This is a genomic window from Sphingobium indicum B90A (assembly GCF_000264945.2).
GTDB lineage: Bacteria > Pseudomonadota > Alphaproteobacteria > Sphingomonadales > Sphingomonadaceae > Sphingobium > Sphingobium indicum.
The window spans coordinates 1,606,831-1,624,239 of the sequence record NZ_CP013070.1 but is presented as its reverse complement, the minus strand read 5'-3'; the positions used below and the strand labels follow the sequence as shown (position 1 = coordinate 1,624,239).

Below are 17,409 nucleotides of genomic sequence, written 5' to 3'. Positions count from 1 at the left end.
CAAAACCTGAAAAGATTGCGGGGCGCGCCTTGGAGAGTGGCGCGCCCCGCTCGACCGTGGACGCCGCGCGCGGCGTTCCTCCCATAGACGCGCTGCCGGGTGGGCGGCGCTTCCAACCAAGAGGTATGTGCAGATGCAGTTCGAGGACATGAAGGCGAAGATCGAGGGCGGCAACGGCTTCATCGCGGCGCTCGACCAGAGCGGCGGTTCGACGCCCAAGGCGCTGAAGGGCTATGGCATCGAGGAAGACGCCTGGACCAATGAAGAGGAGATGTTCGGCCTGATCCACGCGATGCGCAGCCGCATCATCACCTCGCCGGTCTTTTCGGGCGAGAAGGTGCTGGGCGCGATCCTGTTCGAGCGCACCATGGACGGCGAAGCGGGCGGCAAGTCCGTTCCGCAGGCGCTGATCGAGCGCGGCGTCGTGCCCTTCATCAAGATCGATAAGGGGCTGGAGGATGAGGCGAACGGCGTGCAACTGATGAAGCCCAATCCGGGCCTCGACACGCTGCTGCACCGCGCCAAGGCGCTGGGCGTGTTCGGCACGAAGGAGCGTTCGGTCATCAACCTCGCCAATCGCGAGGGCATTGCCGCCGTCGTCAGGCAGCAGTTCGAGGTCGGGCAGCAGGTGCTGGCGGCTGGCCTGGTTCCCATCATCGAGCCGGAAGTCAACATCAAGAGCCCGGAACGCGCCGAGGCCGACCAGATATTGCTGGAGGAAATCCTCAAGAATCTGGACGCGATGACGGGCGACGACAAGGTGATGTTGAAGCTGTCGCTGCCGGTCAAGGCCGGTCTGTTCGACCCGCTGGTCGACCATCCCCGCGTGCTGCGCGTGGTGGCGTTGTCGGGCGGCTTCTCCCGCTCCGAAGCCTGCGTCGAACTGGCCAAGAATCGCGGCATCATCGCGAGCTTCAGCCGCGCTCTGCTGAACGACCTGCGTCATCAGATGAATGACGATGAGTTCAACGCCTCGCTGGGCGAAGCCATCGATGAGATTCATGGAGCTTCGACGCAGAAGGCGGCTTGATCGGGATATTGGCGCTTAAGCGCCTTCTGGCTGGATGGAGGCCGGACCTTCTTAATCCTCCCCATCGGTAGATGGGGAGGGGGACCATGCGAAGCATGGTGGAGGGGAATGGGGCACGACCTGCGTATTTCCCCTCCACCACCGCCTTCGGCGGCGGTCCCCCTCCCCATGCTTCGCATAGGGAGGAATTTAGTGGCAGCTATTGACCGATAAGGGATGGTCAGTTCCCGCTTCCGATGGCTTCCCTCAATATGCGCGCGTCGGTGATGGCCTGCGCGTCATAATCATTGTTGAAATAGGCCCAGACGGTCCGGCCTTCGCGGCTCTGCGCCTTCATCCATTCGGCCCAGTCCTCCAACCTTTCGCGGGAATAGCCGCCGCGATATTTGCCCTTCGTGCCGTGGAAGCGGACATAGGCGGTCGTGCCGACGGCCAGCCGGGGACTGGCCGAGCCGGGCATGTCGTGGACGCAAAAGGCGGCGCCGTGGCGTTCCAGCAAGGCATAGACCTCATCCACATACCAGCTTGGGTGCCGGAATTCGAAGACCGGAACCGGATGGCGCGGGGCGATGCGCAGGAAATCCTCCAGCCGGGGCAGGTCCAGCGTGAAATGCGGCGGCAGTTGATAGAGGACAGGCCCAAGGCTGTCGCCGAAATGGGCGAAGGACGCCATCATCCTTTCCAGCGGCTCCTCGCAATCCTTGAGCTTCTTCATCTGCGTCAGATAGCGGTTCGCCTTGGCCGCATAGCAGAAGCCGCTGGGCGCCTGTTCGCGCCATTTGTCGACCGTTTCCGGGCTGGGCAGGCGGTAGAAGCTGTTGTTGATCTCCACCGTGTCGAACTGTTCGGCGTAGAAGGCGAACCAGTTTTTCGCCGCCATCTTCTCCGGGTAGAAGCGCCCGCGCCAATCCCGGTAATTCCATCCTGAGCAGCCGATCCTGATCATGGGGAGGAAACGTGGGCGGGGTGGAATAGGCTCCCCCTCTTTTCCAATCCGTCCAAAAGCGGCTAAGGCGAGGGGCATGACCGATTTCACCGACGAAGAACTCGCCCTCGATCCGAATTTCGCCGACCGTTTCGAGCAGGGCTTTCGTCCAGCCTGCCAGCTTTACCTGATCTCGCCGCCGGCGATCGGGGCGGACTTTGCCGACAGAATGGCCGCCGCCTTCGACGGGGGCGGCGTCGCGGCGTTCCAGTTGCGGTTGAAGGGGCTGGACGAAGACGCCGTCGCCCGCGCCGCCGAACCGCTCCAGAAGCTCTGCGCCGAACGGGACGTCGCCTTCATCGTCAACGACAGCATGGCGCTGGCGAAAAGACTGGGCGCGGATGGGGTGCATCTGGGGCAGGGGGATGGCGACCCGAAGGAAGCGCGCAGGTTGCTGGGGCCGTCGGTGCAGATCGGCGTCACCTGCCATGACAGCCGTCATCTGGCGATGGAAGCGGGCGAGGCTGGGGCGGATTATGTCGCCTTCGGGGCCTTTTATCCGACGACGACCAAGGAAACCCATTATCGGCCCGATCCGTCGATCCTGGGCTGGTGGACGGCGCTGTTCGAACTGCCCTGCGTCGCCATTGGCGGCATCACGGCGGAGAACGCCGCGCCGCTGGTGAAGGCGGGGGCGGATTTCCTGGCGGTGAGCGGGGCGGTGTGGGGCCATCCGGAAGGGCCGCGGGCGGGCGTGGCGGCTTTCGAGGCGGTGTTGGCGCGGAAATGAACGCGCCGTGCTCCTGCGAAGGCAGGAGCCTGGGCAGCGTGGACAAATTCAAGACTTGCCGGACTGAGTGATTTGGGTGGTTTCCTGTCATTCCCCCTCCCGCAAGCGGGAGGGGGTTAGGGGGTGGGCTGGCGCAACATCCGCGTTGTTTTGCAACGGCCAAGTCAGAAGCTCGCTCCGCTCGCGCCCACCCCTAACCCCTCCCGTTTACGGGAGGGGAATGTCTTGGGATGGCCATTTCACGACATTTTCGAATTTGTCCACGCTGCCTAGTCCTGCCCTTAGTTAAGTGAATCATCGCACCGTCTGAACTGGGCTCCTGCCTTCGCAGGAGCACGGTGGGAGAAGCAGGAGCGATGGGAGAGGCAGGAGCACGGTGGCAGAAGGGAGGTAGGCAGCTTTCCTGCACTTTGCGCGTTTTCTCTTCCATAATCGGGAGAGTATCGCCTTGAAAACCTATGCCTTGATCCTCGCATCGCTATGTTCGGCCTGCAACATGACCGTGACGGACGCGGACGAGAGCGCTCCGTCCAATGCCGCTTCCCCTCAGGCGAAGGATGCCGCGGCCCGGCCCGCCGATCCCTATGGCTTCGTCATCGTGCCGGAACCGGCGGGATCGCCTGCGCGGGTGGAGGCGGTGTTGCAGGCGCAGGTGGCGCTGGACCGGGCGGGCTTTTCGCCCGGCGTGCTGGACGGGAAGGAGGGCATGTCCTTCACCACCGCGCTCAAGGGTTTTCAGGAGGCGAGGGGCCTGCCGACTACGGGGCGATATGATGAAGCGACCGCCAGGGCGCTGCTGGGCGACCGGCCGCAGCCCGCAACATGGCTGGTGACGATCCCGGCGGGGTTCGCGAAGGGGCCGTTCTTCGCGGTTCCCAAGGATCTGAACGATCAGGCGAAGCTGCCTGCGCTCGGCTATCGCAATCTGCTGGAGAAGCTGGCCGAGCGGTTCCACACCCGGCCGGAGGTGCTGGCAGCGCTCAATGCGCCGGATACGAAGGTCGGCGCGGGCGCCACTATCCGCGTGCCCGCCATCGCCAACCAGCCGGTGGCGCGGATCGAGGGGGACGAACGGGGCTGGGGCGAAACCCTGGCGTCGCTGGGGGTCGCCAGGGACCAGCCACAGGCCGACCATATCGTCGTCGACAAGTCGGACGGGGTGCTGAGGGCCTATGATGCGCAGAACGGGCTGATCGCGCAATTTCCCGCCACCATGGGGTCACAGCATGATCCGTTGCCGATTGGAACCTGGGAAATCAAGGGGTTGAGCCGCAATCCTGACTTTCATTATAATCCCGACCTGTTCTGGGATGCCTCCTCCACGGACGAGAAGGCGGTGTTGAAGCCCGGCCCGAACGGCCCTGTCGGCGTGGTGTGGATCGACCTGTCCAAGCCGCATTACGGCATTCACGGCACGCCGGAGCCGCAGACCATCGGGCGGACGGAAAGCCATGGCTGCATCCGCCTGACCAACTGGGACGCGGCGCGGCTGGCGCAGATGGTGCAGTCCGGCGTGAAGGCCGTGTTCCAGCCATGAGGGCGCGCGGTTGGGCCGGAATCGGTCTGGCCGTCCTGTTCTGCGCCGGCTTTCTGAAATTCTGCGTGCGGATCGTCCCCGCCGACGCGCCGGTTCCGATGCTTCCCTCGCGGCCCGCCGCTGCGGATGCGGGGCCTTTGCTGATCCCGGTGGAGGGGGTGCCGCCCACCGCGCTCAGCGACACTTTCGCCCAGGCGCGGGCGAGCGGGGCGAGGCCGCACGACGCCATCGACATCATGGCGGCGCGGGGCAGGGCGGTGCTGGCGGCGGCGGACGGGCGGATCGAAAAGCTGTTCTGGAGCGAGGAGGGCGGGCGGACCGTCTATCAGCGCTCCTCCGACGGGCGGCGCATCTATTATTATGCGCATCTGGACGGCTATGCGCCGGGTCTTGCGGAAGGGCAGGCGGTGCGGCGCGGACAGCGGATCGCCAGCGTCGGCAGCAGCGGCAATGCCGATCCGGCGGCGCCGCATCTGCACTTCGCGGTGCATGAGATGGCGCCGGGCGAAGCATGGCATGGGGGGCGGCCGGTCAATCCCTATCCCCTGCTGGCCAGGCGGCGATAGGCGGCTGCCCCCTTGCCCTTTCGCCTTCGGCCATGTAAGGGCGCGGCCAGCCTCCAGAGGCCGGCTCTTTTCACCTTCAGACATATAGGCAGGCTCTTCCCATGAAGATCAGCGGCGTCGAGATTCGTCCCGGCAACAACATCGAATATGACGGCAGCCTGTGGCGCGCCGTGAAGATCCAGCATACCCAGCCCGGCAAGGGCGGCGCCTATATGCAGGTGGAACTCAAGAACCTGATCGACGGGCGCAAGAACAACGTCCGTTTCCGGTCCGCCGAGACGGTAGAGCGCATCCGGCTCGACACCAAGGATTTCCAATATCTCTATGCGGAGGGCGACATGCTCGTCTTCATGGACACGGAAACCTATGAGCAGATCAATCTGGCCGCCGATCTGGTCGGCGATGCCGCCGCCTTCCTGCAGGACGGCATGATGGTCATGCTGGAAATGTATGAGGAACGCCCGATCAGCGTCCAGCTTCCCGAAACGGTCGAGGCGACCGTGGTCGAGGCCGACGCCGTGGTGAAGGGCCAGACCGCTTCGGCCAGCTACAAGCCCGCCATCCTCGACAATGGCGTGCGCGTCATGGTGCCGCCGCACATCGTCACCGGCACGCGCATCGTCGTCGACGTCTATGAGCGCGAATATGTGAAGCGCGCCGACTGATATCGATTCCCCCTCCCGCAGGCGGGAGGGGTTGGGGGTGGGCGGCGAGCGTGAGCGAGCCTTTCCGCCCCTTCCTTTTTTAAAAAGGCCGCTGGTGCGGCCGCCCACCCCCGGCCCCTTCCGCTTGCGGGAGGGGGGAGACAAGAAAATGGTATCGCACTCTGGCCTTCTGACCGTGATGGAACGCGCCGCGCGCAAGGCCGGCTCCAAGCTGCGCCGCGACTTCGGCGAGGTCGAGCATCTCCAGGTGTCGCGCAAGGGGCCGGCGGACTTCGTGTCCAAGGCCGACCAGCAGGCGGAAAAGACCCTGGTGGAGGAATTGCAGAAGGCGCGGCCCGACTGGGGTTTCCTGCTGGAGGAAGGCGGCGAGATCGCGGGCGATCCGAGCAAGCCGCGCTGGATCATCGATCCGCTGGACGGCACCACCAATTTCCTCCACGGCATCCCGCATTTCGCGATCTCCATCGCGGTGGAGGAGCCGCTCTACGGCGGCAGGCGGGAAGTGACGACCGGCCTCATCTACCAGCCCGTCACCGACGAAAGCTATTGGGCGGAAAAGAGCCGGGGGGCCTGGCGGCACGACCAGAGGCTGCGCGTGTCGGCGCGGCGCGACCTGGGCGATTGCGTGATCGCCACCGGCGTCCCCTTCCTGGGCCATGGCGATTTCGCGCAGTGGACGCGCATCTTCGGCGCGGTCGGTCCTTCGGTGGCGGGCATCCGCCGGTTCGGCGCGGCCTCGCTGGACCTCGCCCATGTCGCCTCCGGCCGTTATGACGGATTCTGGGAAAGCGGCTTGCAGCCCTGGGACGTGGCGGCGGGCCTGCTGATGGTGCGGGAGGCGGGCGGCTTCGTGTCCGATTTCCGCGGCGGCGACCAGGCGATCGAGCGCAGGGAAGTCATCGCGGGCAACGACGCCATCCACAGCAAATTACATAAGTTGGTGGCTGGAGCGCTGCGCTGACGGCCTGCTTTTGGTAGCGTGATCAGGTTGCCGCAATTGTTGCGAATCATTCTCATGCCGCCGGGCCTTGCTTCGCATATGCAGCGGGCTTAAAGCGCGCCTCATTATTCATTGACCCAGGGGATACCGTTGGTCGATCTAGCTGAATATCTGCCGATCCTGATATTTCTCGGGATCGCCCTGCTGCTTTCCAGCGCATTCGTGTTCCTGCCGATGCTGGTAGGCCGCCTGACCGGGGCTCATCAGCCCGACCCAGCCAAGCTCAGCGAATATGAATGCGGCTTTCCCGCGTTCGAGGAACCGCGCAGCCAGTTCGACGTGCGATTCTACCTCGTCGCGATCCTCTTCATCATCTTCGACCTGGAAGCGGCGTTCCTCTATCCCTGGGCGGTCAGCCTCGACCAGATCGGCTGGGCGGGCTGGGCGACGATGATGATCTTCATAGCGGAGCTGGTGCTCGGCCTCGTCTATGCGTGGAAGAAGGGAGCACTCGATTGGGAGTAGAACTTGAGCGGCCCGCGCCCGGCACCTTGCTGCCCGCGGGGACGCAGCCCGACCAGCATTTCTTCGACGCGCTGAACAGCGAGGTAAGCGACAAGGGCTTCCTGGTCACGTCGACCGAGGAACTGTTCCAGTGGGCGCGCACCGGATCGCTGTGGTGGATGACCTTCGGCCTCGCCTGCTGCGCGGTGGAGATGATCCACGTCAACATGCCCCGATACGACATGGAGCGTTTCGGCGCCGCGCCGCGCGCGTCCCCGCGCCAGTCGGACGTGATGATCGTCGCGGGAACGCTGTGCAACAAGATGGCTCCCGCGTTGCGCAAGGTTTACGACCAGATGTCCAATCCGAAATATGTGATTTCGATGGGAAGCTGCGCGAACGGCGGGGGCTATTATCACTACAGCTATTCGGTAGTGCGCGGCTGCGACCGGATCGTGCCGGTCGACATCTATGTGCCGGGTTGCCCGCCGACCGCCGAAGCCCTGCTTTACGGCGTGATGCAGTTGCAGCGGAAGATCCGCCGGATCGGGACGGTTGAGCGTTAATATGGGTCATTCTGCTCCTAGGATCGCGACCATCGACGGGATCGCGCAGGAAATCGCCGGGCTGCTGGGATCGATGCTGGTCGACACCGTCGACCATGCCGATGAACTGAGCTTCACCGTGGTTCGCGAAAAGCTGGCCGACGCGATGGTCCTGCTGCGCGACAAGGCGCAATATCAGCAGCTTATGGAGATCGCCGGCGTCGATTATCCGGAACGCCCGGAGCGGTTCGAGGTCTGCTACCACCTGCTGAGCGTCACGCGGAACCACCGCGTCCGCGTGAAGGTGTCGACCGACGAGGACAGGCCCGTTCCCACCGTCACGCACATCTGGCCGGTCGCCGGCTGGCTGGAGCGCGAGGTGTTCGACATGTACGGCGTCATCTTCGAGGGCAATGCCGACCTGCGCCGCATCCTGACGGACTATGGCTTCAAGGGCCATCCGCAGCGCAAGGACTTCCCGCTGACCGGCTATGTCGAGATGTGGTATTCCGAAGAGGACAAGCGCGTCGTCTACAAGCCGGTGAAGCTGGCGCAGGATTTCCGCAATTTCGACTTCATGTCGCCCTGGGAAGGCGCGCAATATGCGCTGCCGGGCGACGAGAAGGCCCCGCAGGCGCCCGGCGCGCCGACGCCTGTCGCGGCTCCGCTGCCCGCCGCCGGCGCCGCGCCCAAGGGAGAGCCCAAGGGCGATACGCCCAAGGTGACGGAAAAGACGGCCGAAACGGGCGCCGGCGAACCGGCCAACAAGGAAGCCGCCAAGCCGACCGAGGCGAAGCCGGTTCCTGAAGGCGCCAGGACAAGCGAAGGCGAGGCTGTGGTCGAGCCCGCGCACAACCCCGGTTCGGTAAAGGCCGACCAGGGCCAGGGTGCCGCCAAGCCCGAGGATAAGGCCTGATGTCCGACTATCTGGAAAAGCTGGACCATGTGACCGACGCGGCGGACCCGTCGCTGGGCGATACGGAAATCCAGAACTACACGATCAACTTCGGCCCGCAGCATCCTGCCGCGCACGGCGTTCTGCGCCTGGTCATGGAGCTGGACGGCGAGATCGTCGAGCGCTGCGACCCGCATGTCGGCCTGCTGCATCGCGGCACGGAAAAGCTGATCGAGCACAAGACCTATTTGCAGGCGCTGCCCTATTTCGACCGGCTCGATTATTGCTCGCCCATGGGCATGGAGCACAGCTATGTGCTGGCGGTCGAAAAGCTGCTCAATCTGGAAGTGCCGATCCGCGCCCAATATCTGCGCGTGTTCTTCGCGGAACTGACCCGCATCAAGAACCACATGCTGAACCTGGGTTCGCATGTCATGGACGTCGGCGCGATGACGCCGAACCTGTGGCTGTTCGAGTTGCGCGAAGACTGCATGAACTTCTATGAGCGGGCGTCCGGCGCGCGCATGCATGCGGCCTATTTCCGGCCCGGCGGCGTTCATCAGGACGTGCCGCTGAAGCTGCTCACCGACATTGCCGACTGGCTCGACACCCGCCTGCCGCGCCTGTTCGAGGACGCGATCAGCCTGGTGGCCGACAATCGCATCTTCAAGCAACGCAATGTCGACATAGCCGTGGTCAGCAAGGAAGACGCGCTGAAATGGGGCTTTTCCGGACCGATGCTGCGCGGTTCGGGCATCGCCTGGGATCTTCGCAAGGCGCAGCCCTATGACGTCTACGATCGGATGGAATTCGACATTCCGGTCGGCACCAATTTCGACTGCTACGACCGCTTCATGGTCCGCGTCGAGGAAGTACGCCAGTCCGCCCGCATCATGAAGCAGTGCCTGGCGCAGATGCCGGAAGGTCCGGTGCTCTCGCTCGACACCAAGGTCGCGCCGCCCAAGCGCGGCGAAATGAAGCGCTCGATGGAAGCGCTGATCCACCACTTCAAGCTCTATACCGAGGGCTTCCACGTTCCGGCGGGCGAAGTCTATGTGGCCACCGAAAGCCCCAAGGGGGAGTTCGGCGTCTATCTGGTCGCGGACGGCTCCAACAAGCCCTATCGCTGCAAGATCCGGCCGACCGCCTTCAGCCACCTTCAGGCGATGGATTTCATGATGAAGGGCCACATGCTGGCCGACACAACCGCTGTCCTGGGCGCCATGGACATCGTGTTTGGAGAATGTGACCGCTAATGGCTGACGCAGTTCATATCCCGGACGAGGCCGAAACGCGCGCGCGCTGGGGCGCGTTCGCCTGGACGGCCGAAAATGCCGAGCAGGCGAAGAAGGTCATTGCCCGCTATCCCGCCGGGCGGCAGCAGTCGGCGGTGATGCCGTTGCTGGACCTCGCCCAGCGGCAGGTGGGGGCGGAGACGCAGACCCAGGGCTGGCTGCCGGTGCCGGTGATGGAATATATCGCCGACCAGCTCGAAATGCCGTACATGCGCGTTTACGAGGTCGCGACCTTCTACACCATGTACAACCTCGCGCCCGTGGGCCGCTATCATGTGCAGGTCTGCGGCACGACGCCCTGCATGCTGCGCGGATCGGACGATGTCTTCTCGGCCTGCAAGAACAAGGGCCTGGTGAAGGGCGGGACGACGCCCGACGGCCTGTTCACGCTGACCGAGGTCGAGTGCCTGGGCGCCTGCGCCAATGCGCCGATGGTGCAGATCAACGACGATAATTTCGAAGACCTGACCTATGACAGCATGAGCGCGATCCTGGACGATCTGGCCGTGGGCAAGCAGCCCAGGATCGGGCCGCAGATCGATCGGCAGACGAGTTGCCCGGAGGGCGGACCGACCACGCTCAAGGAGATGGTCGGTGAGAATCATGATTATCGGGGGGAGTGGGCGTGATGGCCGCCGACATTCTCCGTTCGTCCAGAGTAGCCGCTGAGCTTGTCGAAGTGGCGTATCGAAGGACAGATGTTTCGCGTGACCCTTCGATACGGGTCTTCGACTTCGCTCAGCCCCTACTCAGGGCGAACGGGTTTGAGTTGGGAGTGGCCGCATGAGCGACGTCATCGCACCCCTTGCCGACAAGGATCGCATCTTCACCAACGTCTACGGTTTCCAGGACTGGGCCATCGACGCGGCGATGAAGCGCGGCGACTGGGACAATACCAAAAAGCTGCTGGAAATCGGCCAGGACGAGATCATCGAGCGCATCAAGGCGTCCGGCCTGCGCGGTCGCGGCGGCGCGGGCTTCCCGACCGGCATGAAGTGGAGCTTCATGCCCAAGGAAAGCAAGGACGGCCGTCCGAGCTTCCTGGTGATCAACGCCGACGAATCCGAGCCGGGTTCGTGCAAGGACCGCGAGATCATCCGCCACGATCCGCACAAGCTGATCGAGGGCGCGCTGGTCGCCGGTTTCGCGATGCGGGCGCGGGCCGCCTATATCTATATTCGCGGCGAGTTCATCTATGAGGCGAAAGTCCTCTTCGCTGCCGTCGAGCAGGCCTATGAAAAGGGCTTCCTGGGCAAGAACGCCTGCGGTTCCGGTTATGATTTCGACGTCTTCGTCCATCGCGGCGCGGGCGCCTATATCTGCGGCGAGGAAACCGCGCAGATCGAAAGCCTGGAAGGCAAGAAGGGCCAGCCGCGCCTGAAACCGCCTTTCCCGGCGGGGGCGGGCCTTTATGGCTGCCCGACCACGGTGAACAACGTCGAATCGATCGCGGTCGCGCCGACGATCCTGCGCCGTGGATCGGCGTGGTTCTCCAGCTTCGGGCGGGAGAACAACAAGGGCACCAAGCTGTTCCAGATCAGCGGCCATGTGAACAAGCCCTGCGTCGTCGAAGAGTCGATGGGCATCAGCTTCAAGGAACTGATCGACCGGCATTGCGGCGGCATTCGCGGCGGCTGGGACAATCTGCTGGCGGTGATCCCCGGCGGGTCGTCGGTGCCGCTGGTTCCAGCGGCGCAGATCATGGACGCGCCCATGGACTTCGATGGGTTGAAGGCGCTGGGTTCCGGCCTCGGCACCGCTGCCGTCATCGTCATGGACAAGTCGACGGACATCGTTCGCGCCATTTCGAGGCTCAGCTATTTCTACAAGCATGAAAGCTGCGGCCAGTGCACGCCTTGCCGCGAAGGCACCGGCTGGATGTGGCGCGTGATGGAGCGGCTGCGGTCGGGCGACGCCGACCAGGGCGAGATCGACATGCTGTTCCAGGTGACGAAGCAGGTCGAAGGCCACACCATCTGCGCGCTGGGCGACGCGGCGGCCTGGCCGATCCAGGGGCTGATCCGGCACTTCCGGCCTGAGATCGAGCGGCGGATCAATGAGAATAAGGGTAGCGCCCCCGTCATGGAGGCGGCGGAGTGAAGTTCGCGCAACCCATTATCGGCGCGGTTGTGGTTGGGTTGGCTCTGTGCGGGTCCAAGCCTGCATTTGCGAAAGCGCAGTCATTAAAAGAAATCAACAGGATACGGTCTATCACTGTTCAGTTCGGCGATTGCGTGATGAAGCATAATGCCGCTCTTGGGCGGGCGGTCGTTTTGAGCAATTTGTCGAATGATGTCATCCTGCATAGCGCGTCGCGCCTGATGGATGGAGATTGTTTGAGTCGCACGGACGCCGGTATGGGCTCTCAAATGACGTTCACCGGCGATCAATTCCGCTATGCGATGGCGGGCGCATTGGTTCGCATGGATTATCCTGTGCGCCGCCATTTTGATTTTACGAACGTGCCACCGCTTGTCCATGCTATCCCGAAGCCGATTGATCCTTCCCTGAAAAAGGGAAGTCGCAAGGCCGCAAAGGCGGAGGAAGAATATGCGAAGGATCGAGCCTTTCTCTTTCTTTCCCGCTTTGGCGAATGTGTAGCCCGTCGCAATCCCGACCGGACACAGGATTTATTGCTCGCGGACATCGGAACGGTGGAAGAAAAGGCCGCTTTCAACGAATTGTCGGCATCGTTGGGAGAATGTCTTGGCGATGGCCAGATGAGTTTCGGTCGGGAGATGTTGCGAGGATCGCTTGCTCTCAACTTCTACAGGCTTGCAGGCGCGCCGTTGGACGCGCGGGTAGTGACCCTGAAGGTGGATAACTAATGCCTAAAGTCAAAGTAGACGGCGTAGAACTGGAAGTCCCGGCCGGGGCGACGGTTCTTCAGGCCTGCGAGATGGCGGGGAAGGAAATCCCGCGCTTCTGCTATCATGAGCGGCTCAGCATCGCGGGCAATTGCCGCATGTGCCTGGTCGAGGTGAAGCCGGGGCCGCCCAAGCCGCAGGCTTCGTGCGCGCTGCCGGCCGCCGAGAACCAGGAAATCTTCACGCAGACCGAGATGGTCAAGAAGGCGCGGGAAGGGGTGATGGAGTTCCTGCTCATCAACCACCCGCTCGACTGCCCGATCTGCGACCAGGGCGGCGAGTGCGACCTGCAGGACCAGTCGGTCGCTTACGGCAAGGGCAGCAGCCGTTTCGACGAGAACAAGCGGGCCGTCACCGAGAAATATATGGGGCCGATCGTCAAGACGGTCATGACCCGCTGCATCCAGTGCACCCGTTGCGTGCGCTTTGCCGAGGAAGTCGCGGGCGTGCCGGAAATCGGCGCCATCTATCGCGGCGAGAATATGCAGATCACCACCTATCTCGAACATGCCGCCAAGAGCGAGCTTTCGGGCAATGTGGTCGATCTCTGCCCGGTCGGCGCGCTGACGTCCAAGCCCTATGCGTTCGAGGCGCGTCCCTGGGAATTGAAGAAAACCCACGCCATCGACGTGATGGACGCGGTCGGCACCAATATCCGCCTCGACAGCCGGGGTCGTCAGGTGCTGCGCGCCGTGCCGCGCATCAATGACGACGTGAACGAGGAGTGGGCGAGCGACAAGACCCGGCACAATGTCGACGGTCTGGTGCGCAAGCGGCTCGACAAGCCCTATGTCCGCAGGGACGGCAAGCTGGTTCCGGCGACCTGGAATGAGGCTTTTGCCGCAATCGCTGCCGTGAAGCATGGCGGGTCGGTCGCGGCGCTGGCGGGCGATCTGCTCGATTGCGAGACGATGTTCGCGGGCAAGGCGTTGGTCGAGAAGCTGGGCGGTTCGCTGCTCGAAGGGCGTCAGACCGGCCTTGCCTATGACGTGTCGAGCCTTTCCGCCGTCAATTTCAACAGCACTCTGGCCGGGATTGAAACCGCCGACGTGATCCTGCTGGTCGGCACCAACCTGCGCTGGGAAGCGCCGCTGGTGAACACCCGCATCCGCAAGGCGATCAAGAAGGGTGCGAAAGTCTTTGCGCTCGGCCCGCAGGTCGACCTGACCTACAAGGTCGAGTGGTTGGGCAATGACGCGTCGCTGCTCGCCAGGCTGCCGCAGGCCGTGGTGGAAGCGTTCGGCAAGGCGGCGCGTCCGGCGATGATCGTCGGCGGCGGCGTGCTGGCCAAGGACGGCGCGCATGGCGACACGCTGGCGCTGGTCGAGACGCTGGGCCTGATCAGGGAAGGCTGGAACGGTTACAACGTTCTGCACTTCGCGGCGGCGCGCATGGGCGGGCTGATGCTCGGCTATGCGACCGACGGCGGCGTGAAGGCGGTGGCTGCGGCCAAGCCCAAGCTGCTCTTCTCGCTGGGCGCGGACGAGGTCGACTATTCGGCGTTCCCGGACAGCTTCAAGGTCTATGTCGGCCACCATGGCGACAAGGGCGCCCATGCGGCGGACGTGATCCTGCCGGGCGCGAGCTATGCCGAGAAGGCGGGCACCTACGTCAATCTGGAGGGCCGGGTGCAGCGCGGCGAAAAGGCCGTGTTCGCGCCGGGCGACGCCCGCGAGGACTGGTCGATCCTGCGCGCCTTGTCTGAAGTGCTGGGCGCGACCCTGCCCTTCGACAGCTTCGAGCAGCTTCGCGCCGAAATGGCGAAGGCGGTTCCGGCGCTGGGCGTCGAGGGTCTGTCCGATTATGGCTGGTCCGTCCCGTCGCTGCCGACCGGCGCGAGCGGCGAATTCGGTTCGCCGATCAAGGATTTCTACCTGACCAACGCCATCTGCCGCGCCAGCCCGACGATGCAGCAATGCTCGGCGGAACTGATCCATGGGCAGACCTATGCGGAGGCGGCGGAATGATGATAGCGCATAAGCCTCCGTTCGTCCTGAGCTTGTCGAAGCCTGTCCTGAGCGCCTGCCTTGCCTTGCGGGCAGCCGAAGGGGGCTGCACTTCTCTTCAAGAAGGACTGGGCTTCGACAAGCTCAGCCCGAACGGTTCTGGGGTCGGGGAAGCATGACCGCCTTTTTCCAAAATCTCGGCCTGCCTTTCGAGGGCGCCTGGCTGCTGTCGACCGTCATCGGCATTTTGGTGATCGCCCTGCCGCTGATGCTGGCGGTGGCGATGATCATCTATGCCGACCGCAAGATCTGGGCGGCGATGGCGCTGCGTCGCGGTCCGAACGTCGTCGGCCCCTTCGGCCTGCTCCAGTCTTTCGCGGATGGCGCCAAGGTGTTCCTGCAGGAAACCATCATCCCGTCGGCCGCCAACCGCGCTCTCTTCCTGATCGCGCCGATCATCACCTTCACGGTGGCGCTGATCGCCTGGGCGGTGATCCCGTTCCAGGTCGGGGTGGTGGTCGCCAACATCAATGTCGGCCTGCTGTACATCCTCGCCATCTCATCTCTGGGCGTTTACGGCATCGTGCTGTCGGGCTGGGCGTCCAACTCCAAATATCCCTTCTATTCCGCGATCCGCGCCAGCGCGCAGATGATCAGCTATGAAGTCTCCATCGGCTTCATCCTGGTGTGCGTCGTGCTGTGGGCCGGCAGCTTCAACCTGACCGCCATCGTGGAAAGCCAGCGGGGCTATTACGGCTTCCTGAACGGCAACGGTTTCAACCCGCTGCTTTTCCCCATGTCGATCATGTTCCTGGTGTCGGCCATGGCGGAGACGGGCCGCGCCCCCTTCGACCTGACGGAAGCGGAATCGGAACTGGTGGCCGGTTATCAGACCGAATATTCGTCCATGGCCTTCGCCCTGTTCTGGCTCGGCGAATATGCGAACGTGATCCTGATGTGCGGCCTGAACGCCATCCTGTTCTGGGGCGGATATCTGCCGCCGTTCGACTGGGCGCCGCTTTATCTGGTGCCGGGCATCGTCTGGTTCCTCGCCAAGATCCTCTTCTTCTTCTTCGTCTTCTCCTGGGTGAAGGCGACGGTGCCCCGTTACCGCTATGACCAGTTGATGCGGCTGGGCTGGAAAATCTTTCTGCCGACCTCGCTGCTGTTCGTCTTCCTGGTTTCGGGCTTCCTCATGCTGACGCGCTATGGAGGCGCACAATGAGCCTCGGTTACTACGTCAAGAGCTTCACCCTCTGGGAGTTCGTGAAGGCGCATGCTCTGACCTTGAAATATTTTTTCAAGCCCAAGGCGACGATCAACTATCCCTATGAGAAGAATCCGATTTCGCCGCGCTTCCGGGGGGAGCATGCGCTGCGCCGCTATCCCAATGGCGAGGAGCGCTGCATCGCGTGCAAGCTGTGCGAGGCGATCTGTCCGGCCCAGGCCATCACCATCGAGGCGCAGCCGCGCGACGACGGCAGCCGCCGCACGACGCGCTACGACATCGACATGACCAAGTGCATCTATTGCGGTTTCTGCCAGGAAGCCTGCCCGGTGGATGCCATCGTCGAGGGTCCGAATTTCGAATTCTCCACCGAAACCCGCGAGGAGCTGATCTACGACAAGGCCAAGCTCCTTGAAAATGGCGACAAGTGGGAGCGGGCGATTGCCGCGAACCTTGCCGCCGATGCGCCCTATCGGTAATGGGCGTGCGGAATCTCCAAGAGCCGTTCGGCCTGAGTAGGGACCGAGCCTGTCGAGGGCCCGTATCGAGGGCACTTAGCGCGTCCTTCGATACGCTGCTTCGACAAGCTCAGCAGCCACTCAGGATGAACGGGGTAGGGGCCGAGGGGGCCGAGCAAATCCAATGATCCATGTAATCGCCTTCTACCTGTTCGCCATATTGGTGGTGAGCAGCGGCGCGCTCACGATATTGTCGCGCAATCCGGTCCATTCGGTCCTCTGGCTGATCATGGCCTTCTTCAACGCGGCGGGGCTGATGGTCCTGCTGGGCGCCGAATTCATCGCGATGCTGCTCGTCATCGTCTATGTCGGCGCGGTCGCCGTGCTGTTCCTGTTCGTTGTCATGATGCTCGACATCGACTTCGCCGAACTGCGCGCCGGTTTTGTCGATTATCTGCCCTTCGGACTGCTGATCGCGCTGGTGCTGCTGGCGGAGATCGTGCTGGGCATCGGCCTGTGGAGCGCCGGTCCCATCGAACTGGCGCAGCGCGCCGCGCCGGTGAACCCGGAGCTTTCGAACATCCAGGCGATCGGCGCACTGCTCTACACCCGCTACATCTTCCTGTTCGAAGCGGCGGGCATCGTCCTGCTGGTGGCGATGATCGGCGCCATCGTGCTGACCCATCGCGCCCGCGGCGGCGTGCGCGGCCAGAATGTCGCGAAGCAGAACCGCCGCCGTCCCGAAGACGCCGTGCGCAACGTCAATCAGCCAGTCGGGCAGGGGGTGGAGCTGTGATCGGCCTTAGCGTTTACCACTCGCCGTTCGTTTCGAGCGCAGTCGAGAAACGCATCGCGCAGCCCTACCGTGTCTCGACTTCGCTCGACACGAACGGAACGAAGGGGAGCAAGGCATGATCGGCCTTCAACATTATATGGTCGTCAGCGTGATCCTCTTCGTGATGGGGGTGCTGGGTATCTTCATCAACCGCAAGAATGTCATCATCATCCTGATGGCGATCGAACTGATCCTCTTGAGCGTGAACATCAACCTCGTCGCCTTCAGCGCCTTCCTGGGCGATCTGGTGGGGCAGGTGTTCAGCATGTTCGTGCTGACCGTCGCGGCGGGTGAGGCGGCCATCGGCCTTGCCATCCTCGTCATCTACTTCCGCGGTCGCGGCACCATCGCCGTCGACGACGTCAACCGGATGAAGGGCTGAA

General features: G+C 63.5%; 19 protein-coding genes. 18 read left to right on the top strand and 1 reads right to left on the bottom strand.

From position 1 onward, the window contains the following. The first annotated feature begins 133 nt into the window (after positions 1 to 133). Positions 134 to 1,030 carry a fructose bisphosphate aldolase gene (locus SIDU_RS07865; RefSeq protein WP_007684837.1) on the top strand — a complete coding sequence of 299 codons (897 nt, stop codon included), beginning with the start codon at positions 134 to 136 and terminating at the stop codon, positions 1,028 to 1,030. Positions 1,031 to 1,250: 220 nt separating this feature from the next. On the opposite strand, the gene SIDU_RS07860 is transcribed toward SIDU_RS07865, so the two are convergent. Then, positions 1,251 to 1,976: a DUF72 domain-containing protein gene (locus SIDU_RS07860; protein ID WP_025772719.1), complete on the bottom strand. Its 726-nt coding sequence runs from the start codon at positions 1,974 to 1,976 to the stop codon at positions 1,251 to 1,253. A gap of 76 nt (positions 1,977 to 2,052) precedes the next feature. Between SIDU_RS07860 and thiE the strand changes: the two genes are divergently transcribed. From thiE to nuoK, 17 genes are all read left to right on the top strand, one after another. Continuing rightward, positions 2,053 to 2,745, top strand: coding sequence for a thiamine phosphate synthase (thiE, locus tag SIDU_RS07855; RefSeq protein WP_007684841.1), 693 nt, complete (start codon positions 2,053 to 2,055; stop codon positions 2,743 to 2,745). 448 nt (positions 2,746 to 3,193) lie between these two features. Beyond that, positions 3,194 to 4,282, top strand: a complete 1,089-nt coding sequence (locus SIDU_RS07850; protein WP_007684843.1) for a L,D-transpeptidase family protein — start codon at positions 3,194 to 3,196, stop codon at positions 4,280 to 4,282. Beyond that, on the top strand, positions 4,279 to 4,848 hold the full coding sequence (locus tag SIDU_RS07845) for a M23 family metallopeptidase (RefSeq protein ID WP_007684845.1): 570 nt from the start codon (positions 4,279 to 4,281) through the stop codon (positions 4,846 to 4,848). The genes SIDU_RS07850 and SIDU_RS07845 overlap by 4 nt, the downstream gene beginning before the upstream one ends. A gap of 101 nt (positions 4,849 to 4,949) precedes the next feature. Next, on the top strand, positions 4,950 to 5,513 hold the full coding sequence (gene efp, locus SIDU_RS07840; RefSeq protein WP_007684847.1) for an elongation factor P: 564 nt from the start codon (positions 4,950 to 4,952) through the stop codon (positions 5,511 to 5,513). A 148-nt stretch (positions 5,514 to 5,661) separates the two neighbouring features. Next, positions 5,662 to 6,474, top strand: coding sequence for an inositol monophosphatase family protein (locus SIDU_RS07835; protein ID WP_007684848.1), 813 nt, complete (start codon positions 5,662 to 5,664; stop codon positions 6,472 to 6,474). 129 nt (positions 6,475 to 6,603) lie between these two features. Beyond that, entirely contained in the window at positions 6,604 to 6,978 is a 375-nt protein-coding gene (locus SIDU_RS07830; protein WP_007684850.1) for an NADH-quinone oxidoreductase subunit A, read from the top strand. After that, on the top strand, positions 6,969 to 7,523 hold the full coding sequence (locus tag SIDU_RS07825; RefSeq protein ID WP_007684852.1) for a NuoB/complex I 20 kDa subunit family protein: 555 nt from the start codon (positions 6,969 to 6,971) through the stop codon (positions 7,521 to 7,523). Before SIDU_RS07830 ends, SIDU_RS07825 begins: the two co-directional genes overlap by 10 nt. Before the next feature lies 1 nt (position 7,524). Beyond that, the gene (locus tag SIDU_RS07820) at positions 7,525 to 8,418 is read left to right on the top strand and encodes an NADH-quinone oxidoreductase subunit C (protein ID WP_007684854.1); all 894 of its coding nucleotides are present in this window, start codon (positions 7,525 to 7,527) and stop codon (positions 8,416 to 8,418) included. Further along, positions 8,418 to 9,653, top strand: coding sequence for an NADH-quinone oxidoreductase subunit D (locus SIDU_RS07815; protein WP_007684856.1), 1,236 nt, complete (start codon positions 8,418 to 8,420; stop codon positions 9,651 to 9,653). Before SIDU_RS07820 ends, SIDU_RS07815 begins: the two co-directional genes overlap by 1 nt. After that, the gene (gene nuoE, locus SIDU_RS07810) at positions 9,653 to 10,321 is read left to right on the top strand and encodes an NADH-quinone oxidoreductase subunit NuoE (protein ID WP_007684858.1); all 669 of its coding nucleotides are present in this window, start codon (positions 9,653 to 9,655) and stop codon (positions 10,319 to 10,321) included. The genes SIDU_RS07815 and nuoE overlap by 1 nt, the downstream gene beginning before the upstream one ends. 154 nt (positions 10,322 to 10,475) lie before the next feature. Next, positions 10,476 to 11,792: an NADH-quinone oxidoreductase subunit NuoF gene (gene nuoF / locus SIDU_RS07805; RefSeq protein WP_007684860.1), complete on the top strand. Its 1,317-nt coding sequence runs from the start codon at positions 10,476 to 10,478 to the stop codon at positions 11,790 to 11,792. Continuing rightward, on the top strand, positions 11,789 to 12,520 hold the full coding sequence (locus SIDU_RS07800; RefSeq protein ID WP_007684862.1) for a hypothetical protein: 732 nt from the start codon (positions 11,789 to 11,791) through the stop codon (positions 12,518 to 12,520). Before nuoF ends, SIDU_RS07800 begins: the two co-directional genes overlap by 4 nt. Further along, the gene (gene nuoG / locus SIDU_RS07795; protein WP_007684864.1) at positions 12,520 to 14,526 is read left to right on the top strand and encodes an NADH-quinone oxidoreductase subunit NuoG; all 2,007 of its coding nucleotides are present in this window, start codon (positions 12,520 to 12,522) and stop codon (positions 14,524 to 14,526) included. The genes SIDU_RS07800 and nuoG overlap by 1 nt, the downstream gene beginning before the upstream one ends. Before the next feature lie 154 nt (positions 14,527 to 14,680). Beyond that, positions 14,681 to 15,730: an NADH-quinone oxidoreductase subunit NuoH gene (gene nuoH, locus SIDU_RS07790; protein ID WP_007684866.1), complete on the top strand. Its 1,050-nt coding sequence runs from the start codon at positions 14,681 to 14,683 to the stop codon at positions 15,728 to 15,730. Next, a complete protein-coding gene (gene nuoI, locus SIDU_RS07785; RefSeq protein WP_007684868.1) occupies positions 15,727 to 16,212 on the top strand; it encodes an NADH-quinone oxidoreductase subunit NuoI in 486 nt (161 codons plus the stop codon). Before nuoH ends, nuoI begins: the two co-directional genes overlap by 4 nt. A 163-nt stretch (positions 16,213 to 16,375) precedes the next feature. Continuing rightward, positions 16,376 to 16,987: an NADH-quinone oxidoreductase subunit J gene (locus tag SIDU_RS07780; RefSeq protein ID WP_007684870.1), complete on the top strand. Its 612-nt coding sequence runs from the start codon at positions 16,376 to 16,378 to the stop codon at positions 16,985 to 16,987. A 115-nt stretch (positions 16,988 to 17,102) separates the two neighbouring features. After that, positions 17,103 to 17,408: an NADH-quinone oxidoreductase subunit NuoK gene (gene nuoK, locus SIDU_RS07775; protein WP_007684871.1), complete on the top strand. Its 306-nt coding sequence runs from the start codon at positions 17,103 to 17,105 to the stop codon at positions 17,406 to 17,408. Position 17,409 lies beyond the last annotated feature (1 nt).